Origin of the sequence: Aliidiomarina haloalkalitolerans, assembly GCF_003987315.1 — a bacterium.
Classification (GTDB): domain Bacteria; phylum Pseudomonadota; class Gammaproteobacteria; order Enterobacterales; family Alteromonadaceae; genus Aliidiomarina; species Aliidiomarina haloalkalitolerans.
Genome location: NZ_PIPI01000005.1, coordinates 104,421 through 127,896 on the forward strand (window position 1 = coordinate 104,421; position 23,476 = coordinate 127,896).

Annotated in this window: 17 protein-coding genes; 15 read left to right on the forward strand and 2 right to left on the reverse strand. The window is 52.0% G+C overall.

Annotation, left to right across the window (positions count from 1 at the left end):
- Positions 1-26: 26 nt before the first annotated feature.
- The 8 genes from CWE06_RS08250 to CWE06_RS08285 are packed head-to-tail and all read left to right on the forward strand — an operon-like array spanning position 27 to position 11,182.
- Positions 27-1,358, forward strand: coding sequence for a TolC family protein (locus CWE06_RS08250; RefSeq protein WP_126793021.1), 1,332 nt, complete (start codon positions 27-29; stop codon positions 1,356-1,358).
- Complete coding sequence (locus CWE06_RS08255) at positions 1,345-3,204, forward strand: efflux RND transporter periplasmic adaptor subunit (RefSeq protein WP_126793023.1); 1,860 nt, start codon at positions 1,345-1,347, stop codon at positions 3,202-3,204. Before CWE06_RS08250 ends, CWE06_RS08255 begins: the two co-directional genes overlap by 14 nt.
- Complete coding sequence (locus CWE06_RS08260; protein WP_126793025.1) at positions 3,204-6,917, forward strand: efflux RND transporter permease subunit; 3,714 nt, start codon at positions 3,204-3,206, stop codon at positions 6,915-6,917. The genes CWE06_RS08255 and CWE06_RS08260 overlap by 1 nt, the downstream gene beginning before the upstream one ends.
- A 16-nt stretch (positions 6,918-6,933) precedes the next feature.
- On the forward strand, positions 6,934-7,299 hold the full coding sequence (locus CWE06_RS08265; protein ID WP_126793027.1) for a copper resistance CopC family protein: 366 nt from the start codon (positions 6,934-6,936) through the stop codon (positions 7,297-7,299).
- Positions 7,296-8,159, forward strand: a complete 864-nt coding sequence (locus CWE06_RS08270; protein ID WP_126793029.1) for a copper resistance D family protein — start codon at positions 7,296-7,298, stop codon at positions 8,157-8,159. Before CWE06_RS08265 ends, CWE06_RS08270 begins: the two co-directional genes overlap by 4 nt.
- 3 nt (positions 8,160-8,162) lie before the next feature.
- Entirely contained in the window at positions 8,163-9,983 is a 1,821-nt protein-coding gene (locus CWE06_RS08275; RefSeq protein ID WP_126793031.1) for a glycerophosphodiester phosphodiesterase family protein, read from the forward strand.
- A 16-nt stretch (positions 9,984-9,999) separates the two neighbouring features.
- The gene (locus CWE06_RS08280; RefSeq protein WP_126793032.1) at positions 10,000-10,527 is read left to right on the forward strand and encodes a methylated-DNA--[protein]-cysteine S-methyltransferase; all 528 of its coding nucleotides are present in this window, start codon (positions 10,000-10,002) and stop codon (positions 10,525-10,527) included.
- Positions 10,505-11,182 (forward strand): hypothetical protein, encoded by a 678-nt coding sequence (locus CWE06_RS08285; protein ID WP_126793034.1) that lies wholly within the window; start codon positions 10,505-10,507, stop codon positions 11,180-11,182. The genes CWE06_RS08280 and CWE06_RS08285 overlap by 23 nt, the downstream gene beginning before the upstream one ends.
- 3 nt (positions 11,183-11,185) lie before the next feature.
- Here CWE06_RS08285 and CWE06_RS08290 read toward each other — a convergent pair whose 3' ends face one another.
- Positions 11,186-14,248, reverse strand: a complete 3,063-nt coding sequence (locus CWE06_RS08290) for an efflux RND transporter permease subunit (protein WP_126793036.1) — start codon at positions 14,246-14,248, stop codon at positions 11,186-11,188.
- Positions 14,249-14,250: 2 nt separating this feature from the next.
- The gene (locus CWE06_RS08295; RefSeq protein WP_126793038.1) at positions 14,251-15,363 is read right to left on the reverse strand and encodes an efflux RND transporter periplasmic adaptor subunit; all 1,113 of its coding nucleotides are present in this window, start codon (positions 15,361-15,363) and stop codon (positions 14,251-14,253) included.
- 146 nt (positions 15,364-15,509) lie between these two features.
- Between CWE06_RS08295 and CWE06_RS08300 the strand changes: the two genes are divergently transcribed.
- The 7 genes from CWE06_RS08300 to acnB all read left to right on the forward strand — a co-directional run bounded on the left by CWE06_RS08300 (position 15,510) and on the right by acnB (position 23,450).
- Entirely contained in the window at positions 15,510-16,403 is an 894-nt protein-coding gene (locus CWE06_RS08300; protein ID WP_126793040.1) for a LysR family transcriptional regulator, read from the forward strand.
- 79 nt (positions 16,404-16,482) lie between these two features.
- Positions 16,483-17,808 carry a chromate efflux transporter gene (gene chrA, locus CWE06_RS08305; protein ID WP_126793042.1) on the forward strand — a complete coding sequence of 442 codons (1,326 nt, stop codon included), beginning with the start codon at positions 16,483-16,485 and terminating at the stop codon, positions 17,806-17,808.
- A gap of 96 nt (positions 17,809-17,904) precedes the next feature.
- Positions 17,905-19,413, forward strand: coding sequence for a DUF1538 domain-containing protein (locus tag CWE06_RS12625; protein ID WP_126793043.1), 1,509 nt, complete (start codon positions 17,905-17,907; stop codon positions 19,411-19,413).
- A gap of 1 nt (position 19,414) precedes the next feature.
- The gene (locus CWE06_RS08315; RefSeq protein WP_126793045.1) at positions 19,415-19,780 is read left to right on the forward strand and encodes a P-II family nitrogen regulator; all 366 of its coding nucleotides are present in this window, start codon (positions 19,415-19,417) and stop codon (positions 19,778-19,780) included.
- 29 nt (positions 19,781-19,809) lie between these two features.
- The gene (locus CWE06_RS08320) at positions 19,810-20,196 is read left to right on the forward strand and encodes a CBS domain-containing protein (RefSeq protein ID WP_126793047.1); all 387 of its coding nucleotides are present in this window, start codon (positions 19,810-19,812) and stop codon (positions 20,194-20,196) included.
- The gene (locus tag CWE06_RS08325) at positions 20,196-20,687 is read left to right on the forward strand and encodes an alpha/beta fold hydrolase (RefSeq protein WP_126793049.1); all 492 of its coding nucleotides are present in this window, start codon (positions 20,196-20,198) and stop codon (positions 20,685-20,687) included. The genes CWE06_RS08320 and CWE06_RS08325 overlap by 1 nt, the downstream gene beginning before the upstream one ends.
- 174 nt (positions 20,688-20,861) lie before the next feature.
- Complete coding sequence (acnB, locus tag CWE06_RS08330; RefSeq protein WP_126793051.1) at positions 20,862-23,450, forward strand: bifunctional aconitate hydratase 2/2-methylisocitrate dehydratase; 2,589 nt, start codon at positions 20,862-20,864, stop codon at positions 23,448-23,450.
- The last annotated feature ends 26 nt before the right edge of the window (positions 23,451-23,476 follow it).

The following is a 23,476-nucleotide window of genomic DNA, read 5'->3' on the forward strand; positions in this document are numbered from 1 at the left end:
ACTTTGTTTCTGGATAGGCAAATTGTATGTTTTCATTCAAATTTATTCGACTTGCTGTGGCGCTATTCGTGATTAGCGGCCTTGCTGCTTGCGCAAGTTACCAACCAAGTTATTTGGCCGCAGCGGATTTGCAGGCCGCCCAAGTTCACACCCAACAAGCACCTGCTATGGTTCGTGATGCAGATATTGCGGCCATGATTCGCTATGCCTATGAACATCACCCGCGCATTCAAGCCGCAAAAGCTGAGCTGCGAAGTGCCGAAGCACAAGTCACGGCTGCCGGTGCACTCATGGATCCCGAACTGAGTCTGAGCCAAGGCTTGAACAATACTGACTCGCGAACAATCGCTGTAAGCCAAGATATTCCGATTTTCAAACGTCGAGCCATGGCTATCGAGCAAGCCCAAGCCGGATTGCGCGCCGCGCAAGCACGCTACCTGGAAGAAACAGCGGCGGTGACGACTGCAGTCATGCGGGCACTGATCGAATATTTATATGTGTTAGAGAATATTCGTGTGCAACAGGATTTGGCCGACTTACGCGCGCAGCTGGTATTGGTGGCGGAACAACAATACGCCACGGGGAATATTAGCTTAAGTGAGTTTTTACGCGCGCAGAATGCAGCTGCAGAAAGCACGAGTGACTTAGCCAATTTACAAGCCTTAAAAAGCTCACAACTGGCGCGGGTAAATAGCGCCTTAAGCCGAGGGGTGACGGAGCCATTCGAGTCGGATCTGCGTTTGGCCGGTTTCCATGCGCAAGCGAGTCAATTACCCCGTGAACAAAGCGAATTGTATGCGGAATTAACGCAAGCGAGCCCATTACTTCGAGTCGCTGAATATGAGTTACAAGCATTGCAAGTGGCGCAAGATATAGCCAGTACGGCGGGACTGCCGCGGCTAATGGTCGGTTTGGAGTATATGAACACGGCTATGGAGTCGGGCACAGTGGGCGGTATGGTTGGCGTGTCATTACCCATTTGGCGAGGCCGTTATCAAGCACAACGTGACGTCGCCGCGGCCAACGTGGACAGCGCCATTGCACGGTGGCAAAGCACGCAGTTAGAACTCCAAGCTGAATTAAGCATGGCGCTGTATCAATGGCAAGAAGCCGACCGTAATCGCCAGCTTTACGGCGACGTTTTATTGCCGCGATCGGAGCAAGCGGTGGCTTCGCTCCTCACACAGTATGCCAATAGCGCGACGACCTTTGCCGACGTCCTTGCCAGTCAGCAGGAATGGCTGACCTTTGCGTTAGCTTATCAACGCGCATTGGCGAATCAGCTCGACGCGGTCACGACCATTCATTCTTTTTTTGCCTATCAGTTAGATACCGAGGCTCACCATGAAAACGATTAAAACCACGGCCGCCATTACGGCGCTATTTGCTGTCTTGATTACGACTACGTTGAGTTTGAGTGTTGGTTTGCAAGCCCCTGTGCATGCGCATGACCACGGCGAGCATCATGATCATAGTGGCCACGCACACTCTAGCAATGGACAACAAAGCGCTGCAGATGGTGGGCTATTCACCCAAACGCAAGAGCAAGAGTATACCTGCTCAATGCATCCAAATTTCCGTTCGACGGACCCGAATGATCGCTGCCCGATTTGTGGAATGGAGCTTATTCCGGTCGCTGCCGGAGGTTCTGATGACGACGGCGATGTCACTCGTATTGAGTTCAGTGGCCGCAGCTTGGCGCTGCTTGGTTTACAAACCGAGCCGGTGCGCGATGGCTTGGCCCAGTACGAACTGCGACTAACTGGCCAGCTTGATTATGACGAGCGCGGCTTAACCTCGATTAGTGCATGGACAAGTGGCCGCATTGAACGTTTGTTAGTGAATTATGAGGGCGCGCGGGTGACGCAAGGTGAACCGCTCATCGAGCTCTATAGCCCTGAGCTTTTAGTGGCTCAGCAGGAGCTTTTGCAGGCAATCCGGTTGTCTAACCGTCAAGGCCCAGCATTTGTGCAAGAAGGGCATCAGCAAACCCTACGCGCAGCACGCGAGCGGCTGCGTTTACTTGGCATGACCACCGAACAAATCGACGCCTTGATTGAACGCGGTGAAGCACAAGAGCGAGTGGTGATTCATGCACCAAGTTCTGGGTTGGTGACAACGCGGGCGGTTAGTCAGGGTGATTATGTGAACACTGGCGACATGCTACTTGCGATTGCTGATAGCAACAAACTCTGGCTGGTTTTAGATGTGTTTGAGCGCGATGTAAACCATTTTGTTGTCGGTGACAGCGTGCAACTGCAGCTGTCGCTGGGTCATCGTTCGGCGCGCGAAGTAAGTGGCACGATTGTATCGATGGCGCCACGCATTGACGATGAGCGGCGGACGCGTGGTGTGCGCATTGCGCTAGATGCCGATGATCTTGTGGCGGCCGCCGGTGGTTTTGTTCGGGCAACATTACAACTGCAACGTGAGGGCGTGTTGACGATTCCAGCTTCGGCGCCATTAATTACCGGCAAACGTGCAGTTGTCTATGTTCAAGAGGAGGCTAGCTCTGGCGCTTTTGCTGCGCGCGAGGTTGAGCTGGGTGGTCGCTATGGTGACCGTTACGAAGTGCTGAGCGGGTTGAGTGCGGATGAACTCGTGGTGAGCCGCGGTGCGTTCCGCATTGACAGCGAACTGCAGTTGCGCGGTCGGCCAAGCATGATGGCTCCTCAAGGTGGCGGAGCCACTGGGCACGAGCATCATGGCGGGAGCGCAGGTACCACGGATGAGCATGCGGAACATGCGGCTGCTAGCTCTGCTGCGGTTGAGTTTGACTCAACTGTTGATGCCAGTGCGGTATTTGCGGCGTATCACCAAATGTGGGCAGCACTGCATAGCGACGATTTAGCAGCTTGGCAACAGGCGGCCACTGAGTTTCATGATGCGGTGGCGGCGGTGACTTGGCCAAGTGCGTTGGCGACACAACACGAGCAATTAACGACTGGTGCTGGCCATGCCCATCATGTCGACCGCATCAGTGTTGCACGTGACCAGTTTTATGCCCATTCGCAAGCCATGATTACACTTGCGGAAGCTGGCTATCATCATGGTGATTTGCATTTGATGTTTTGCCCGATGGCCCGTCGCGGTGAAGGCGCATACTGGTTACAAGAACAAGATGAGCTGTTAAATCCTTATTTTGGTTCGCGGATGTTGCGCTGTGGTGATCACATGGGTGTGTTGTCAGGAGGAAACCACTAATGGTGCACTGGTTATTGCAAAACAAGCTGGTCGTTGCCCTTCTAACGGTGGGCGTCATTGTTGCTGGTGTCGCCGTCGCGCCTTTTCGCTGGGATACTGGCTTACCGTCTTCACCGGTGGCAGTTGATGCGATTCCAAACCTTGGTGAAAATCAGCAAATTGTCTTCACTGAATGGCCCGGCCGCTCACCACAAGATGTCGACGACCAAGTGAGCTACCCCTTATCGGTGGCATTAATGGGCGTTCCAGGTGTAAAAGATGTGCGCACCTTGTCGATGTTCGGCTTCTCAAGTATCTCAGTTATTTTTAATGAGGATATTGAGTTTTACTGGTCGCGCGCGCGACTCTTGGAAAAGCTCAGCAGCTTACCACCGGGCACTTTGCCAGCAGGCGTACAGCCCGCTTTAGGGCCTGATGCTACGGGACTTGGTCAAGTCTATTTATACACACTGGAAGGCCGTGACCCCGATGGTGAGCCGCTTGGTGGTTGGGACTTGGACGAGCTACGCTCCATTCAAGATTGGTATGTCCGCTATGGTCTGCTCGCTGCCGAAGGGATCAGCGAAGTCGCTTCAATCGGTGGTTACGTTCGCGAATATCAAATCGATGTGGATCCAGACGCGCTGCGTTACTACAACGTCAGCCTCGAGCAGGTGATGCAAGCGGTGGCTGAGTCGAATCTCGATATTGGTGCGCGCACTACCGAGATTAACCGGGTTGAGTATATCGTCCGTGGCGTCGGTTTTATTCGCTCCCTCGCGGATATTGAAGCCGCGGTGGTGCGGGTGGCGACGAATGGCACGCCGATTCGCGTTGCGGACGTTGCGACCGTTGGGCTTGGGCCGGCCGAGCGCCGGGGAGCGCTAGATGTGGCTGGCGCCGAGGCCGTTGGTGGTGTCGTGACCGTGCGCGAAGGCTTTAATCCACTAGCAGCGATTGAGAACGCTAAGGCGCAAATCGACGTGCTCGCCCCCAGCTTACCCGCTCGCGCTGTCATTGATTGGCAACAGGTGAGTCAGACCACGGTGGCTGATTTTGCGCGCGCACAAGGGCTACCGGACTATCGTGCTGCAACCCTGAATTTTGACGATGCCGAACAACGGCAATGGACCCAGTGGTTGCAGAATCATCCGCGTGAACGCTGGCCGCAGTGGTTGAACTTGAGCCAAGTGACTGTGGTGCCGTTTTACGACCGTTCCACGCTGATTACTGAAACCTTGGGCACGTTAAGTGACGCGCTCATGCAACAGTTGCTCGTGACCGCGGCCGTGGTCTTGTTGATGCTGCTGCATTTACGTTCAGCGCTGACGGTTGCAGCCATGTTGCCCTTAGCGGTGCTGATGACCTTCATTGGCATGCGTTTATTCGGGGTGGAAGCGAATATTGTCGCCTTAGCGGGGATCGCGATTGCCATTGGGACCATCGTCGATATGGGGATTATCGTTACCGATAATATCCTGCGACTGCGCAAGCAGCGTCCGGAGCTGTCGACCCATGACGCGATTGTGCAGGGGAGTCAAGAAGTAGGGCCGGCGGTGATGACTGCGATTGCCACGACTGTCATTAGCTTCTTGCCGGTGTTCACCATGACTGGCGCGGAAGGAAAGCTCTTCACGCCGTTGGCTTACACCAAAACCTTGGTGCTGATTGCGGCAATTATTTTAGCATTGGTCGTTGTTCCCATTCTCCTGCGCATCTTGTTGAGCGATCGCTTAAGTCGTTTCGACGCCTGGCTAGCTCGTCATCAAGGTGCCTATCGGTTGGCTTATGGCGGCTTAGTTGCGGTGGTGATTGTCGGTTTGGCTGGGCTTTGGGAACCACTGGGGCCAAGCGCTGGTAGCTTGCGCAATGTTGTGTTTGTCGCGCTCTTGTTTGCTGTGGTCGTTGGTGGTTTCAGCCTACTTTTGAAATTTTATGAAACGCTTCTGCGCTGGTGTTTACGCTTCAAAGCACTGTTTCTGGCGCTGCCGACCTTGGTCATTATCGCGGGTTTAGCGATTGTACCTGGCCTAGGCCGTGAGTTTATGCCTGCGTTAGACGAAGGCTCGTTCCTGCTCATGCCAACGACCATGCCACATGCCTCAATTGGTGAAGCACTTGATGTGCTCAGTCAACAGGACCGCGCGATCGCGGCGATTCCTGAAGTTGAAACTGTGGTTGGGAAAATCGGCCGGGCGGAAACACCGTTAGACCCAGCGCCAGTATCAATGATTGAAACGGTCATTAATTACAAAAGCGAGTTTAAAACCGACGCCAATGGCCGGCGTTTAAACTTTCGAGTCGATGGCAACGGTGAGTTTGTGCGCGACGGGCGCGGTCAGTTGATTGAAGATCGCCGCGGTCGACCGTATCGCCAATGGCGTGACCATATCCAAAGTCCACGCGACATTTGGGATGAAATTGTGCGCGCCGCACAAGTTCCTGGTGTGACCTCGGCTCCGCGTTTGCAGCCGATTGAAACCCGGCAATTGATGTTGCAAACCGGCATGCGTGCGGCGATGGGTGTGAAGGTGCAAGCACCGGATTTAGCCACGCTCGAAACCGCAGCGTTGGCAATTGAAGCCGCATTGCGAGAATCAGACGGCGTCAACCGCGCTTCGGTGAGTGCGGAGCGTGTGGTTGGAAGCCCTTATTTGGAAGTTCATTTGCAACGCGACGAAATTGCGCGCTACGGCCTGTCGATTGAGGCAGTACAGAATACTGTAGCAGCAGCGATTGGAGGGGTTGAAGTGACGCGGACGGTAGAAGGCCGCGAGCGTTATCCAGTGCGAGTGCGTTATCAACGGGAGCGTCGAGACGACATTGAGAGCATGCTCAATGTGTTGGTCAGCACGCCGACGGGCGCGCAAATACCACTAGCGGATTTGGCCACAATCGAATTTCAACGGGGCCCGCAGATGATCCGTTCGGAAAACACCTTCTTAACCGCCTACGTAACCTTTGGTGCGGCGAATGGTTTTGCTGAAGTGGAAGCAGTTGAAGCGGCGCAAGCGCATTTGTCACAAGCGCGCCAGAACGGTTCACTGCAACTTGCCTCTGGGGTGAGTTATAGCTTTGCCGGAAGTTACCAGCAGCAACAAAGTGCCATGGCGACGTTGAACGTGGTGATTCCACTCTCGCTCACACTGATTTTTATTCTGTTGTATTTGCAGTTTAAACAAGTCAGTACCGCCATGATGGTGTTTAGCGGTATCGCGGTTGCTTGGGGTGGCGGTTTCATCATGCTGTATTTGTACGGCCAAAGTTGGTTTGCCAATTTTAGCCTGCCATTGATCACGCAAGGTGTGACGTTACGAGAGATCTTCCAATTCGATGTGACCCATTTAAGTGTTGCCGTGTGGGTAGGTTTCTTGGCGTTATTCGGCATTGCCGTCGACGACGGTGTGGTGATGGCCACTTACCTGAAACAACGTTTCGCGGAAGGGGCAAGTCATACCATCGAGGAAATTCGTGAGCGAACTGTCGAAGCGGGCTTGCAGCGTGTTCGTCCGTGCTTAATGACTAGCGCTACGACCATTCTCGCATTGTTCCCTGTTTTAACCGCCACCGGACGCGGTGCCGACTTGATGATCCCCATGGCAATTCCGACCGTGGGCGGTTTGACCTTTGTGGTTCTGAGTATGTTTGTGGTGCCGGTGCTTTATTGCTGGCGAGAAGAGCTGAGCTTGCGCTGGCAGATGCGGCGCTCGGCACAGATAGAAAGTTCATCTTAAAAAAATGGAGTAAAATATGAAAAAGTTACTGACATTTGGTCTTTTATGGCTGCTTTTAGCGACTGTGCAGACGGTAAGCGCGCATACTCAATTGGTGTTCTCAACGCCTGCACATCAAGCGCAGTTAAGCACGCCACCACCAGTTGTGCACCTTGAGTTCAATGAGGATGTTCGCTTACTTAGCCTCGAGCTCGTGGGTGACAACAGCGGTACAGTTGATTTTGGCTTTCAGCGCAATCGTGCCGCCACCGACGTTTTTCATTTTGAATTACCGACATTGGCGGATGACGTGTATCACTTAACTTGGACGCTGATTGGTGCTGATGGCCATCGTGTTTCTGGTGTTGTGAACTTCACCGTTGCGAGTGAGTCTGGACAGTGAATTGGGACGCCTTGCTTGCGATTAGCCAAGGTCTGGTTTACGTCGCGACAGCAACGTTAATTGGAGGCAGCTTTAGTCATTGGCTCTGCCTCCGAGTATTCCCTGCGGCGTCGCCGCAGGTGAATGCTTGGCATCGACGCATGATCACCGCTGGAGCTTTGCTTGGCCTAGTATTCGCGGTTATTGGTTACTTAAGTTTCATCGCTGGAATTAATGACTCCGGTTGGCGCGGTGCGTTCGACTTCGAACTCATGAGCTTTCTTATTTTCGATCCGCCCAGCCTAGTCGTAATGGCGCAAATCCTATTGTTCCCTGTGATTGCGCTCGTATGGCGTTGGTCAAATAAGCCGGTCGGTCAAGCTATCTTGATCCTGAGCTTGGTGCTTATTGCGTGGAGTTTTACGCTACGCGGTCATTTAGCCCAGGCCCCTGTCAGTGTACAGTTATTGCTAACTCTTCACGTCATTGCAATGGCGCTGTGGGGTGGTGCTCTGTTGCCACTTTGGTTAGCAGTGCAGCAGCCCGTTAGTGCGGCCACGACGAAATTACTCGAGAGTTTCGGTCGAATCGCCCAAATTTTCGTGGCAATTTTGCTGGGCTCAGGGCTAGTGATGGCATTCTATTTGCTGCAAAACCTAGCGGAATTCTGGCAGTCGCGCTATGGTCTGACATTAACCGCAAAATTGGTGGTGGTGAGTCTGTTATTGCTGCTTGCTGCTATCAATAAATTTGTTCTCGTGCCGCGCTTGCCGACAGCCCACGCACAGCGATGGTTAACCCGGACTATCTACGCAGAGATGCTTTTAGTGATGGTGGTGTTTGCGCTGACGGCGGTATTTACCGTAGTGATTGGTTATTAATCCATGCTTTCAATTGCCCGACTAAAACTTGAGGTTCTGGCGAACATCCGCTATCACCGGCGTTCATTGTTAGCCTTTCATGTGTATTTTGCCATTCTCATGGTGACCGTGTTGGTGCCAGCCAGTGCGTGGCTATTAACCGCTTTGGTCAAGTCAAGTGGCGCAAGTTTGGTTGGCAATGAAGACTTGTTGCGTTTCTTATTGCAGCCTAGCGGTTTAGTGTGGGCGTTGCTGTCGTTAACTTTGGTTTCGGTGGCGGTGTTTTTCCAGCATGCGGGCATGATGTTGATTACGACGCGCGATCGCAATGGCCAATTTCATACAGCGGCGCGGGCATTGTGGTACTTGTTGCTACACAGTAAAGCCATTCTCACTTTAGCCTTGATTCAAGTCGCGATTCATTTAGCCCTGCTGCTTCCTGTGATTCTGGCAGTGGGTTGGGCGTTCCAGTATTTCCTTGGTGGCTACGATATCTATTATGTGATTAACGCACTGCCACCTGAGCTTTGGTCGTTCCTCGCCTGTTGCTTGCTTGCCAGTGTCTGGGTGTTGGTTATCCATGGCAACCTGTATCTCCGTTGGTCCATGGCCTTGCCAGCCATGTTGTTAGAAAACCGCGGGCCGGTTTCAGCACTGAATCGTAGTGCTGAACTCACACTGGGCACCCGGCGCAGGATTGCGGCGACCTTGTTGTCAGTTGCAGCCATTTTGGCGTCACTGCCGCTATTCATTTCCTGGTTATTTGATGGGCTGGGGTGGACATTATTTAACATCTTGCCCGCTAATGATCGCGTGGTTGCCGCGACCGTCTTGGTGTTGTTGGTCAGTTATGCGTTGTCGAACTTAGTGGCGGCATTTATTGCCGTGAGTGGGAATAGTTTAGCTTTGCTGCGTTTGTATCATCAATATTGCTTGAACGAGGGTAGCCAAGAAAAAGTCTGCTTGAGTCAAACCAATGAGCCGCGTAATACCGGGTTGTTCGCGGTCGGTATTGAAGTAGTTTTAGTGCTTTTTGCGCTGGTGCAAGTGACCTACGCGGTTCAGCAATTTCGCCCGAGCGAAGAAGTCTTGAATATTGCTCATCGCGGTAACTCTTGGGACGCTCCCGAAAATACCTTAGCTGCAATAGAACGCGCGATTGTCGATGGCGCTGATTATGTTGAGCTTGATGCCCGCCATACCGCCGATGGTCAGTTAGTGCTCATTCATGACCGTGATATGTTACGGATAGCCGGTGAGCCAAGACCAATTTGGACGGTGGACTTCAGCGAAGTGCAGGATCTCGATATCGGCAGTTGGTTCGCGCCGGAGTTTAGCAATGAGCGTTTGCCCACATTAGCGCAGGCAGTCGAGCTCTTGCGCGGGCGAGCGGGACTCTATTTAGAAGTGAAGGGCGCGCCACAGATGCCCGATTTAGTGCCGATGGTATTGGCTGAACTGCGGCGGCTTGAATTCATCGATGAGACGATTTTAGCGTCACTAGCTCCAGTGGACTTGGCTGCAGCGCGCGCCATTGAACCGCAATTGCGAACCAGTTTGCTGGTGCATACGTCGGTCGGCAGGTTAGCAGGGCAAGACGTTGACATGTATGGTATTCGAGCGGCTTTAGCGACCCCAAGAAACTTAAATCGCCTGCGCGCACAGGAGCAGGGCGTACATGTTTGGACCGTCAACGACGTCGCTGGCATGGAACGAATGATCGATATCGGTGTCGATGGCATTATAACCGATCGCCCCGATTTACTGACTGAAGTATTGCAGCAGCGGGCGGAATTGAATCCTGTCGAACGGTGGTTGTTACGTTTTCGCTATCGACTCTGGTAAACCGAGGAGAATCATCATGATCGCATCGCGTGTGGTCGATAGCCCACTTGGGCCAATCACGATTACAGCAACGGCTACGGGAATTTGTGGCTTAGATTTTGGGGCTTATGTTCAGGACAAATCTAGGGTTCAGGACAAATCTCGCGTCCAGACAAATACGCAATCCCAGCCCCAGCCGGCTGAACAAGCGCAGGCCGAAGGATGGTTGTCGCAGCTCAGTACAGAATTAGCCGAATATTTTGACGGGCAGCGACAGCAGTTTACGGTGCCGTTGGTGCCGCAAGGCACCGAGTTTCAACAGCAGGTTTGGCAAGCACTGACCACGATTCCTTATGGGGCAACGGAAAGCTATCGTTGGTTAGCTGAACAAGTGTTTCGTCCGCGGGGCTTTCAAGCCGTCGGCCAGGCCAATGGGCGCAACCCGATTGCGATTTTAATTCCCTGTCACCGAGTCATTAACCTCGACGGTGGGCTTGGCGGTTACAGTGGTGGACTCGACAAAAAGGAGTGGTTACTTGTTCATGAAGCACGTTTATGCGGTTAAAGTTGTCGTCGCTTCGATTGGTTTAGTTGGTATTTTGGCACTGAGTGGTTGTGGTCGCTCGGAGCCTGTACGCACGACTTTACCACCGGGAGAATTACCCAGTGTGCAGCGGCAGATGCAAGTATTGAATGATTTTACCTTGTCGCAATGGCGCGGCTGCAACACCGACTTTGAGCGCGGCCAAATTCTTGGTCGCGATGGTTATCAAAATTACTGGGTATGCTGGGGAACAACCTCGAGCGAGCACCGTTATGCATTCACTTTGTTAGCGGCACCGGGTAACGAGCAAGGTGCGCAGGTCAAACTTGAGTTCCGCCGTGGCCATGAGCTCGGCACCAACGCCTTGTTACGAACTTTCTTTTTGCTCGCCGGGGTCGACGATGAAGATGAGCGCCTACGCATGCGCTCGGACGTGAGCCGATATTTAATTACGCCGCCGGACGTACGTCGGATGATGGTGCAGGCGAGTCAAACGCCCAATGGCTTGATCATGGAAATGGGTTATAACATGCCGCGTTCGGGCTATACGACGTTGCAGATCAACGCGCGTTTGCCAACGACCACCAATGAAGAAGAGAGCCCTACAGCGCCAATGTCACCGATTGAAACTGACGCTGAGGACGATGAGGAAACGCAAGGTTCGCAGTCGTATTAGGCCTTACTCGGACTCCCTCGGTGGCCGCTGGCGTAAGATCAGGCTGTACATGACAGGCACCACAATCAGCGTGAGTAGGGTGGCAAAACCAAGACCGAACATAATGGTCACGGCCATGCTGGCAAAAAACTCATCGAACAACAGCGGAATCATACCGACGATCGTCGTGACCGCTGCCATCATCACTGGGCGAACCCGGCTAACAGCTGCGTCGACCAGCGCTTGATAACCGGACTTGCCGCTACGCTCTTCAGTGTTAACCTGCTCGAGCAAGACTATCCCGTTCTTAATTAACATACCGGTGAGCGACAGAATACCGAGCAGCGCCATGAAACTAAAGGCCTGATTGGTCAAGAGCAAGCCCAAGGTCACGCCAATAATCGACAATGGAACTGTGGTCCAAATCACCACGGCTTTGCGCACAGAACTAAACAGCAGCACGGTAATAATGAACATGGCTAAATAGCCGAGCGGTAAGGACGCAAATAGCGCGTTTTTGGCTTTGCTTGAGGCTTCGTACTCACCTCCCCACTGCATTTCATAGCCCGGTGGTAACGCAATGGCTTCGATGTCGGCACGCACGCGTGCGAACATCTGTGCGGGCGTTTCCTCATGCATGGGATACGCATCGGCCATGACCGCAAGCGTGCGTTTGCGATCACGGCGGTGAATAATTTGCTCTTCCCAGGCGAGCGGCATGCTGTCGATTACTTGGGCCATCGGGATGTAGCGGTTCAACGCAGGGCTATAGACTTGAATGTCCTGCCATTGCTCAAGATAAACGCGCTCTTCTTCTGGGGCGCGCACGACAATCGGTAATAAATTGGTGCCATCACGATAGACGCCCACGCGCTTGCCTTGGAAATTAGCCAGAATAAGGTCATCAATATCCTGCTTGGTAATGCCGACTCGTCGCGCATGGGACTCGTTAAACTGCGGCCGTAAGACTTTACTGCGCTCACGCCAGTTGTCACGAATCAGATTCAGTCCCGGATCAGCACGGAAGATGGCTTGCGCTTGCAATGACAGCTGGCGCAAAACGTCTGGATCAGAGCCGCTAAAACGAACTTCCACGGCGGCTTTGACCGGTGGACCAATTTCCATCCGCCGCAGTTGCATGCGGGCATCGGGATGATGAGCCGTGAGTTGTTGTTGGGTTCTTGCAATTAAATTCGGCAAGACGTCCGGTGTAGTGGTACGGACAATGAGCTGGGCATAGTTTTCATGCTGCATTTCAACGATATAGGGCAGGGTAAAGCGCGGTGCTCCTTGACCCACAGTGCTGGCTACTTGAGTGACCTCGGGTTGTTGCAATAGCCATTGTTCCGCCTTGGCGCTGTCGCGGGCAGTTGCACGAATATCGGTCCCTTGTGGATACCAAAGATCCACATAAAATGCCGGTGTATTGGAACTTGGGAAGAAGCTTTGCTTCACTTGCGTGAAGCCTAGCAGGGCAAATACCAGCAGTCCGGTCATCAGCACCATGGTGCCAACCCGGAAACGCAACGCGAAAGCAAGTAAACTGCGGTAGCCGCGATAAATCCGATTACCGTACAACTCGGCATCGCTTGCTGCTGTTTTGATGCCTTTGCGGAACAGGCGGTCACCCAAAAACGGGATCAGCATTAAGGCGGTAAACCAACTGAGTCCGAGTGACAATAGCAACACCCAAAACAGTGACCCAGCAAATTCACCGGTCGCGTCTTTCGACAGCCCAATCGGGGCAAAAGCGAGAATCGCGATAACCGTTGCGCCCAGTAATGGCCACGCATTTTGCCGCAGTACGTGCTGTGCCGCGCGCAAACGGCTTTGTCCACGTTGAACGCCAACGAGCATGCCTTCGGTAATCACTATGGCATTATCGACCAGCATTCCGAGGGCAATAATTAAAGCACCGAGGGAAACCCGGTGGAGGTTAATCCCCAACAGGTACATGAAAATAAAGGTGCCAAGAACGGTCAGAAGCAGCACGAAACCAATCAAGAAGCCACTGCGCAAACCCATGGTAAGCAAGAGCGCGACAATGACAATCACCACCGCTTGCGCCAAGTTAAGCAAGAAGCCAGAGACGGAGCGGTCTACTTCTTCCGGTTGGTTGTAAATAATATTCAGCTGCATACCGACCGGTGTGTTGGCTTCAAGTTCGGCAAGTCGCTGATTCAGCGATGCACCCACCTCGACCACGTTGACATTGCGAGCAAATGAGACACCAACCCATAGCGACGGCTGTTCATTAAAGCGCAATACGTGTGTTGGAATCGGTTGCAGCTGCCGATAAATGGTTGCCACGTCGCCTAAGTAGATTTGCTCGCGAGCGCCTGGGTTACTGATAATAAGAGTGCTTAGTTGCTCTACCGACGTGAATTCACCGCTGGTCTCAAAGCGAACGGCATGATCACCTAGGCGCACGCGCCCCGCATTGGATACGGTGTTTTGGGTCGCCAAGAGCTCGTAAATGCGTTGCGGTGGAATCCCGAGGTTGGCTAAGCGAGAACGTGAGACTTCGGCAACGACTTGCTCTTGTTGCATACCACTAATAATGACTTTGGCGACGCCAGGAACCAGCGCGAGCTCGCGGCGGAGGTATTTGGCGTGGTCCTTGAGCGCCGGTAAATCATAGCCGTCGCCAGTGAGTGCGAGCAGTACGCCAAAGACGTCGGAGAAATCGTCTTTGACCATGACCGGGCCTGCTCCGGGAGGCAGGTTGCGGGCTTGGTCGTTGACTTTACGGCGCAGTTCGTCCCAAATTTGTGGAATTTGATGAGAACGATAGGTGTCTTTCACTTCCACCATGATTTGCGACTGACCGGGCATCGACGTTGAGGTGATATGGTCGATGTATTCCAATTCTTGCAAGGCGTTCTCTAACGGAACGGTGACTTCTTCCTCGACTTGTTGCGCGGAAGCACCCGGGTAGGGGGTAATGACTAACGCCTGTTTAATAGTGAACTCAGGATCTTCGAGACGCCCCAAGCTTTGCAGGGCAATGAATCCACCAATGAGGAGAATAAACAGCAAAATCCACGAGGTCGTAGGCCGTTCGATACTATAGCGCGCAAGATTCATGCTTACAGTCCTCGCTCACGAATCCATGGTCGCACCGTTTGTCCTTCGTGTAGTTGATGAACACCAGCGATCACCACATGTTCTCCCGATTCGAGACCTTGGACGATCATCACGTCACTGCTCGTCGCCGCACCAATGGTGACCCGGCGAGCGCTCAAACGGCCACGGTTTTGCTGGGCATCCGGCGTATAAACCCAAACCATCCGTACCTGTTCGTCAAGCGCGGAGCCCGGTGGCGAGAATAACGCAGCAATGGGGACACTAATGCGCTGTTGCTCTTGTGGTAATACTTGGGCGGCGTCGATCACGACGGTCGCGGTCATACCCGGCAAAATATTTCCTTCCGCAGGCTTGGGCAGGGTAAACACCACGCGATAGGTATTGGTTGCGGGGTCGGCAATGCGATCCCACTCGCGAATCTGGCCTTGATAGACATGGTTAGGCAATGAATCGAAGATGATCTCGGGCTGGTAATCGGTATCGCGGCGGACTTGTGAAAACAGGCGCTCTGGTACTTGAATACTAACATCGATCATGTCGTCGACGTGGAGGGTGACAATCGGTTGCTGCGGGCCGACGTTCTCGAATAACTCCACGTGCAAATTGGCGATGACGCCATTAAATGGTGCGCGCAGGCGGGTATAGCCAACGTTCGCGTTGGCAGTATTGAGGTTAGCTCGAGCCACCGCTAATTCAGCACTTGCTTCGTCGAATTGGGCTTGGGAAATAACATTTTGGGTGATGAGCTGTGCTAGCCGATCATATTGGGCTTGTGCAAGTTCTGCCCGCGCTCGAGCCTGTGCTGCAGCGAGTTCATAGTCAGTTGGGTCGAGTGCTGCAATGAGGTCACCTTGTTGCACTTCATGGCCTGGACGCCAAGGCAGTTCGGTGATTTCGCCACCCACCCGAAAGGTCAGGTCGGCCGTTTGCGTGGCCGCAACTACAGCCGGGAATCGGCGGATTTCACTATCGGCACTGGCGCCAACGGTGAGGAGTTGCACCGGACGAGGCAGTTCGGCTAGCTCGGTCTGAGGAGCCGGTGAACAGGCACTCAAGAAAAGGGCGGTGAGAACCCAACCATAGTGACGAGTTAAACGTGGGCGAGCTTGCGACACATGGCACTCCTTAAAATAAAGACGGTGTAGGTAACATCCGTGCGTGAACGTTAGCGAAAGCAAGAGACGTAAGTATAGGGTGCAAAAATATAAAGTTATATTAAAATAAATTAGTTATTTCATTAAATTTAACTTAACGAGTTGCTATGAAAATTTGGCCTTTACGGGTGCTCACCCAGGTTGTCGAAAGTGGCAGTTTACAAGCGGCGGCGAATGCGCTGCATCGCACGGCACCGGCTTTGAGCTTAACTTTAAGTAAGCTTGAAGACGATGTCGGTTTTGCCATACTTGATCGCAGCGGCTATCGTTTGCAGCTGACGGCGGAGGGCCAACAGTTTTTGCGCCATGCTTATGAACTCTTGCGTCAACATGATCGGTTGAATTCTGTGGTGGCGCAATTGCGTGATGGCGCTGAACCGCAACTTCACGTCGGTTACGACTATTCGTGTAATCCCGATTTGTTATTACCGGCCGTGCACCAAATTCAACAAGCCTTTCCGGTCACGGAAGTGCTGATAGCTGGGCATTCACAGTTGCAAGCATTGCAGCATGTGCGTGAAGGCCGAGTGGAACTGGCGCTGACACCTTGGCTGCCGACCTTCCAACAAATGGCCGACTTTGAAAGCTTGCGCCTCGGTGAATTTCAATTGGTTGTGGTGATGGCGCGGCGACTAGTAGAGCAACACGGCATGCCGACTAGCCGCAACGCACTCAGTGAAATTCCGCACTTGCTACCTAAAGAGCTCAATATGGGCATCAGCCCGGAGCAAATTTACCGTTTATCGGGAAGTTCGCGACTGCGGGTGAACGACGCTCACACCATGGTGCAGTTTTTGCGAGCGGGCGTTGGTTGGGGAGTGATCCCACGCGATCTAGTCCGTCAGTCGTTGGTTAAAGGCGAGCTCGTCGAGGTTGATATCCCCGGTTTTCTTGATCATATTCACGCCGAAATTCACTTGGTGAAATTGGCGAGCACGCAATTGGGCCCAGCCGGCACCTTGCTGTGGGAAAGCTTTGTTGCCCAAGAGCATCACTGCTAAACACACGTTTACCGAACTGTCACGGCAATGACATAAAATTGCCATATAATAAGAGAAACTAAAAAATACGGAGCGACTTATGTCTGAACCTCAGACTACTCAGACCACAGCAGCCACCGAAAACACCATCCCGTTTCGCGATGCATTGCGAATTTGGTGGAAAATCGGGCTATTGAGCTTTGGCGGACCGGCCGGGCAAATCGCCCTCATGCATCGGCTGATTGTCGAAGAAAAGCAGTGGTTGAGTGAAGCGCGCTTTCTGCATGCTTTGAATTACTGCATGCTTTTGCCGGGGCCAGAGGCGCAGCAATTGGCAACCTACGTCGGTTGGCTACTGCATGGTGTGAAAGGCGGCCTTGTCGCTGGTTTACTGTTTATCTTGCCCGGTGCAGTCATGATCTTGGGCCTGTCGTGGGCGTATGTCTTGCTTGGCGACGTTGGTGCGGTTGAAGGTCTCTTGTTCGGCTTAAAAGCAGCGGTACTTGCCATTGTCGCCCAAGCCATGCTGAGGCTGTCGCAAAAGGCGCTTAAACATGGCGTTGCGGTTGCGCTTGCCGTTGCGGGCTTTCTTGCGTTGTTTGTTTTCTCTTTGCCCTTCCCACTCGTGGTTATCGGCGCCGGTGTGATTGGCTGGTTTCTGGCACGGCACTGGGACTCGCAAGCACCCGCCGCAGCGGATATTGATGTGGTTGTGCGTCCCGGAACAAAACGGGCAGCAATTGTTGCTGCAGCGTTATGGCTAGGCACACTGGTTGCTTTGTTACTACTGTTTGGTGACGATTCGGTCTGGACGCAAGTCGCGTTATTCTTTTCGAAACTTGCGGTGGTGACCTTCGGCGGTGCTTATGCCGTGCTCGCGTATGTTGCTCAGCAGGCGGTAGAAAACTACGGCTGGTTGAATCCGGGGGAAATGCTCGACGGTTTAGGCTTGGCGGAAACCACGCCAGGCCCATTGATTTTGATCACCCAATTTGTCGGCTTTCTCGCAGGTTTTCGCGACGCCACGGGCATGCACCCCTTACTTGGGGCAACACTGGCGGCATTGCTGACCACGTGGGTGACATTTTTGCCCTGCTTTGTGTGGATCTTTGCGGGCGCGCCTTATGTTGAAAAACTTCGTGGGCAACCACGCTTAAGTGCTGCACTTGGTGCGATTACCGCAGCCGTGGTCGGGGTGATTGCCAACCTCGCATTATGGTTTGCATTAAACTATTTATTCGCCGAACAACTGACCTTTAGCGGCTTCGGTATGCAGGTCTTGTTACCCGATCTGCGCAGTTTTGACATGTATGCCATGATCTTAACAGCCGCCGCATTATTGTTAATGTTTGGTCGGAAAGTCGGGCTGTTCCCGTTATTGGGCATGATGTCGGTAGCGGGGATTGGCGTTCAGTATTTCTTTTAACACCAAGATTTGGCAAAACTTTGCGTTAGGTCATTGCACCGGCGGCCAGCTCCCGCTACTATTTTTTAATCGCAGTGAACACAGTGAAGTTATCGTTTGGCACATTTAAAGGACTTTTATCACGCACTCATTCACGCTCTGAAAAACCTGATTCCGATTATTGCGGTCGTTTTGGTTTTTCAGGCGTTCGTCTTACGTACTGTTCCTGACAACAGCGTCAGCATGGCCATTGGTATTGGCATTGTGGCCATTGGTGTGGCGCTTTTCTTACAAGGCCTCGAACTAAGTATTTTTCCGGTCGGCAAAAGCTTATCTAATCAGTTTGCTCGTAAAGGCTCGGTGCCCATTCTTCTTGCGTTTGGTTTTGCGCTTGGATTCTCAGCGGTTGTCGCAGAGCCAGCTCTCATTGCCGTGGCGCAACAAGCACAAGACATTAGCGGTGGTCGCATTGACGCACTGATTTTGCGTTTAATTGTCGCCACGTCGGTTGGCTTAGTGGTTGCGCTTGGGGTCTTTCGAACCATTTTTGGTTATCCGTTACAGTGGTTCATGATTATTGGCTACATTTTGGTTGTAATTGTGACCTATTTTGCGCCAGAAGAAATTGTTGGTTTAGCCTATGATTCTGGTGGCGTAACAACCAATATTGTTACCGTGCCATTAATTGCCGCGCTCGGGATTGGTCTTGCGTCGTCGATTCGGGGGCGCAATCCCCTCATTGACGGCTTTGGCTTAGTTGCGTTAGCCGTTATGGTGCCGATGATCTCCGTGCAAGTTTACGGCATTATTGTGTTCAGTGGCGCCGAGCCAGATACCACAGCGGACATGGTGATGAGCGCAGACACCCAAGTTGCAACGGGGTTCCTTGCTGCGCTCATGGACCTGCTCGAAATGTTCCGTGATGTGTTGCCCATTATTATCACCATTGTGTTCTTCCAATATCTAATTCTGAAACGCCCACTGGCGAACCCACGACGCGTGTTGTTAGGCTTTTTGTTGGTGATTTTTGGTTTATATGCCTTTGTTGTTGGTTTGAAACTTGGCCTGTTTCCGATTGGCACGGCCATGGCTGAGCAATTGATCGAGCGCGATAGCTTTGTCTTTATCTATTTATTCGCCTTTGCTATTGGCTTCGCAACCACCATGGCGGAGCCCGCTTTGATTGCAGTTGGCCAGCAAGCGGAAGAAGCTGCGGACGGTAAATTAAACGGCAACGTGATTCGAATTTTGGTGGCGATAGGTGTTGCGATAGGCATTACCATTGGTGTCCATCGAATTATTAGCGGTGGCTCGATGCACTACTATGTCATGGGTGGCTATGTCATTGTGATTGCGCTGACGGTTTTTGCACCGAAATACATTATTGCTTTGGCGTACGATTTAGGTGGTGTCACCACCTCGGAAGTCACAGTGCCGCTAGTTACCGCTCTCGGCATTGGTTTAGCCACCCACATTGAAGGTCGTAATGTTCTGATTGACGGTTTTGGTTTAATAGCATTTGCATCGATTTTCCCCATTGTTACGGTAATGGGCTATGCAATTATTGCGCAAGCAGTCACGGCTTGGCGAGAGCGAGCTGAGGCAGCAGAAACAGAGGGGTCTTAGCATGAAGTTTGCAGCATTGGTGGCAATTGTGCCAGAAGAACTTGAGCAGGAATCGATTGATGCCGCGCGTGAACAAGGCGCTGGCGGTATGACGGTGATGTCGGGGCGTGGAATTAGTAACACAGCGAAGAAATCGTTTTTTGGCATGAGTTATGATGGTAGCCAGAAAGTCTTACTGATGGTGCTTGAAAAAGGTCTGTCGCTGCACGTTATGAAAGCGATTCAAAAAGTGATTATGCCAGACGAGCACGATTCTCAAGGCATGGTATTTACCGTGCCGTTAGAGCACCTTGGCGGCATTGATATGTCACAGTTGGAGAAGTTTGAACAACATTTAGCTGAACAGTCAGTGAAAGAAACTTTGTAACCGGTTCAAGGTAAAGCAGGAGCACAGTCATGCAAGTCAAAGACGTGATGATTAAAGACGTAGTAACCATTTCGCCGTTTGCGAAGCTTCGCGAGGCGTTGAGTTTATTAAAAAGTAAAAACATCAAGTCATTGGTGGTTGAGAAACAAACCGATAGCGATGCCTATGGCTTGATTACATACACCAATATTTTGAAAACGGTGATTGCTGAAGACGGCGACATCGATTTACTCAATGTTTACGACATTTGCGCAAAACCGGCGTTAGCCGTGGGTGCGAGCTTGTCCTTAAAGCAGTGTGCTGCGATGATGGTGCAACAGCACGTGAAGCGCTTAGTGGTGCTAAAGGATAATGAACTTGAAGGCTTTGTGACCATGGATGACATCATGGGCGAGCTATTGAAAAAGGTAGACTAATGAGTCGTTTGTATTTTTTCCATGGACTGGAAAGTGGCCCCCATGGGCAGAAATATCATTTACTGAAAAATGAGTTTCCGGAATTAGAATCGCCAGATTTTCAAGGCATGGATTTGGCGCAACGCCTTGCCAAAGCCGAAGAGTTAACACGTGATCAACGCGGCTTAGTGCTGGTCGGCTCATCCTTTGGTGGTTTGTTAGCGGCGCGTTTGTATTGCCTTTACCCGGAACGTATTAAAGCGCTGGTGTTGCTAGCGCCAGCGGTGCATACCGAAGAGGGTGACCGCGTGACAGAATTACCGTCGCAGCAGCGCGTACGGGTGATTCACGGTATGGCCGACGAAGTGGTGCCGTACACCAAAGTTGTCGCCTTTTGTAAGCGCTTTGGCGTCCCACTGATTACGGTTGACGACGAGCATCGATTAGCCAGTGAAACAGCTCAACAAACCATCCTTTCAGCTGTTCAAGAAGTGTACAATGCGCGCTTTTAGTCGTCTTGGCTGACGTTTGTGAATACATGCTATAAACACGGTGAATGACTGAAATAGGCGTTGTCAGACCTGCTTAAATTCAAAACAGTCACAATTTCACGTATAATCCCCCCGTTTTCTAAATTGCTGGCCGCTTTCTTTGAGCGGCGGGCATCCACCTGAGAGGAATCATTTGTGTTAGAACAATATCGCGCACATGTGGCCGAGCGTGCCGCAGAAGGAATTCCACCCAAGCCTCTGAACCCAGAGCAAGTTGCAGACTTGGTTGAGTTGTTAAAGAACCCACCAGCCGGTGAAGAAGCGTTTTTGCTAGAACTGATCAGTGACCGCGTACCACCAGGCGTTGACGAAGCAGCCTACGTAAAAGCGGGCTTTTTAGCTGCAATCACCAAAGGTGAAGTCACTTCACCCATTATCGACAAGAAATTAGCGGTGAAACTACTGGGCAACATGCACGGTGGTTACAACATCGAAACCCTTGTTGCATTGCTTGATAACCCTGAACTGGCCGAAGCCGCTGGTGAAGAACTGAAGCACACAATTTTGATGTTCGACGCTTTCCATGACGTTGAAGAGCGTATGAAAGCAGGCAACGCTGTAGCGAAAGCTGTGGTGGAGTCGTGGGCCAATGCAGAGTGGTTCACTAGCCGCCCAGCCATGCCAGAAAAAATTACTGCGACTGTATTCAAAGTCACAGGTGAAACGAATACGGATGACTTGTCACCAGCACCCGATGCTTGGTCACGTCCGGATATTCCTTTGCATGCAAAAGCCATGTACAAAATGCCACGCGAAGGAATTACCAATGCAGCTGAGCAAATTGCTGAGCTGAAAAAGAAAGGTAACCCTGTTGCGTTCGTCGGTGACGTTGTCGGTACCGGTTCTTCGCGGAAGTCAGCAACCAACTCCGTGTTGTGGTTCATTGGTGACGACATGCCAGGTACCCCGAACAAGCGTTCTGGCGGTATTTGTATTGGTGGCAAAGTGGCACCTATCTTCTTCAACACCATGAAGGACACCGGGACTTTAGTTTTTGAAGCAGACGTAGACAAAATGAACATGGGCGACGTCATTCATATTTATCCATTAGCGGGTAAAATTGAAAACGAAGCCGGTGAAGTGATTGCTGAGTACCAGTATGCTTCTGACGTGATTATCGATGAAGTACGCGCAGGTGGCCGGATTAACTTAATCATCGGTCGTGGTTTAACCACTAAAGCTCGTGAGTCACTTGGTTTAGGCCGTACTGACTTGTTCCGTATGCCAGAACAGCCAGTTGACAGCGGTAAAGGCTTTACTTTAGCGCAGAAAATGGTCGGTAAAGCATGTGGTATCGACGGCGTCCGTCCTGGTACTTACTGTGAGCCACGCATGACCACGGTTGGTTCGCAAGACACCACCGGCCCAATGACCCGTGACGAATTGAAAGACCTCGCCTGTTTGGGCTTTAACGCCGATTTGGTGATGCAGTCATTCTGTCACACGGCGGCCTATCCGAAGCCGGTTGATATTGAAACTCAACACACCCTGCCAGACTTCATTATGAACCGTGGTGGTGTGTCGCTGCGTCCAGGTGACGGGATTATCCACAGCTGGTTAAACCGCATGTTATTGCCAGATACCGTAGGTACAGGTGGTGACTCGCACACCCGTTTCCCTCTGGGTATTTCATTCCCAGCAGGTTCAGGCTTAGTTGCCTTCGCAGCAGCGACTGGTGTTATGCCACTCGACATGCCTGAGTCAGTTTTGGTGCGCTTTAAAGGTAAAATGCAGCCAGGCGTCACTTTACGTGACTTGGTTCACGCCATTCCTTTGTATGCCATTAAAGAAGGTCTCTTAACCGTTGAAAAACGTGGTAAGAAGAACATCTTCTCTGGCCGCATTCTAGAAATCGAAGGTCTCGACAACCTCACAGTTGAGCAGGCATTCGAATTGTCTGACGCTTCTGCTGAGCGTTCAGCGGCTGGCTGTACGATCAAGTTGTCAGAAGAGTCGATTGCTGAGTACCTGCGTTCGAACATCACCATGTTACGTTGGATGATCGCCGAAGGTTACGGCGATGTCCGTACCCTTGAGCGTCGTGCACAGAAGATGGAAGAGTGGTTAGCGAACCCAGAACTGATGGAAGCTGACCAAGACGCCGAGTACTCTGCGGTGATCGAAATTGACTTAAACGAAATCGTTGAGCCAATTCTTTGCTGCCCGAACGATCCAGACGATGCGAAAACCTTGTCTGACGTAGCTGGCGACAAAGTGGATGAAGTCTTCATCGGTTCTTGTATGACCAACATCGGCCACTTCCGTGCGGCAGGTAAATTGCTTGAGCAAAACACCAACCCACTGAACACGCAGTTGTGGATTGCGCCACCGACGAAAATGGACGAAGCGCAATTGATGGAAGAAGGTTACTACAACATCTACGGTCGTAACGGTGTGCGTACAGAAATGCCAGGCTGTTCATTGTGTATGGGTAACCAAGCGCGGGTGAAAGCGGGTGCAACCGTGCTTTCAACCTCAACGCGTAACTTCCCGAACCGTTTAGGTGATGGTGCCAACGTGTACTTGGCTTCTGCAGAGTTGTCTGCAGTTGGCGCTATCTTGGGCAAAATCCCAACGCGTGAAGAGTACATGGAATACGCGCAGAACATTGATGCGATGGCTGGCGAAGTTTATAAGTACCTGAACTTTGACCAAATGCCTGACTTCCGCGCAGCAGAGCAAAAAGCGAAAGACACCATTATTCCGACGATTAATGTTGCCTAATTCGTTTCGCTGACGAAAACACAAAC

Bases quoted from the DNA above. Each gene is read 5' to 3' on its own strand.
- CWE06_RS08260 (WP_126793025.1), top strand. From the start codon at position 3,204: ATGGTGCACTGGTTATTGCAAAACAAGCTGGTCGTTGCCCTTCTAACG.
- CWE06_RS08285 (WP_126793034.1), top strand. From the start codon at position 10,505: ATGAAGCACGTTTATGCGGTTAAAGTTGTCGTCGCTTCGATTGGTTTA.
- CWE06_RS08255 (WP_126793023.1), top strand. From the start codon at position 1,345: ATGAAAACGATTAAAACCACGGCCGCCATTACGGCGCTATTTGCTGTC.
- CWE06_RS08315 (WP_126793045.1), top strand. From the start codon at position 19,415: ATGAAGTTTGCAGCATTGGTGGCAATTGTGCCAGAAGAACTTGAGCAG.
- CWE06_RS08280 (WP_126793032.1), top strand. From the start codon at position 10,000: ATGATCGCATCGCGTGTGGTCGATAGCCCACTTGGGCCAATCACGATT.
- CWE06_RS08265 (WP_126793027.1), top strand. From the start codon at position 6,934: ATGAAAAAGTTACTGACATTTGGTCTTTTATGGCTGCTTTTAGCGACT.
- chrA (WP_126793042.1), top strand. From the start codon at position 16,483: ATGTCTGAACCTCAGACTACTCAGACCACAGCAGCCACCGAAAACACC.
- CWE06_RS08300 (WP_126793040.1), top strand. From the start codon at position 15,510: ATGAAAATTTGGCCTTTACGGGTGCTCACCCAGGTTGTCGAAAGTGGC.
- CWE06_RS08250 (WP_126793021.1), top strand. From the start codon at position 27: ATGTTTTCATTCAAATTTATTCGACTTGCTGTGGCGCTATTCGTGATT.
- CWE06_RS08290 (WP_126793036.1), bottom strand. From the start codon at position 14,248: ATGAATCTTGCGCGCTATAGTATCGAACGGCCTACGACCTCGTGGATT.
- CWE06_RS08320 (WP_126793047.1), top strand. From the start codon at position 19,810: ATGCAAGTCAAAGACGTGATGATTAAAGACGTAGTAACCATTTCGCCG.
- CWE06_RS08275 (WP_126793031.1), top strand. From the start codon at position 8,163: ATGCTTTCAATTGCCCGACTAAAACTTGAGGTTCTGGCGAACATCCGC.
- CWE06_RS08325 (WP_126793049.1), top strand. From the start codon at position 20,196: ATGAGTCGTTTGTATTTTTTCCATGGACTGGAAAGTGGCCCCCATGGG.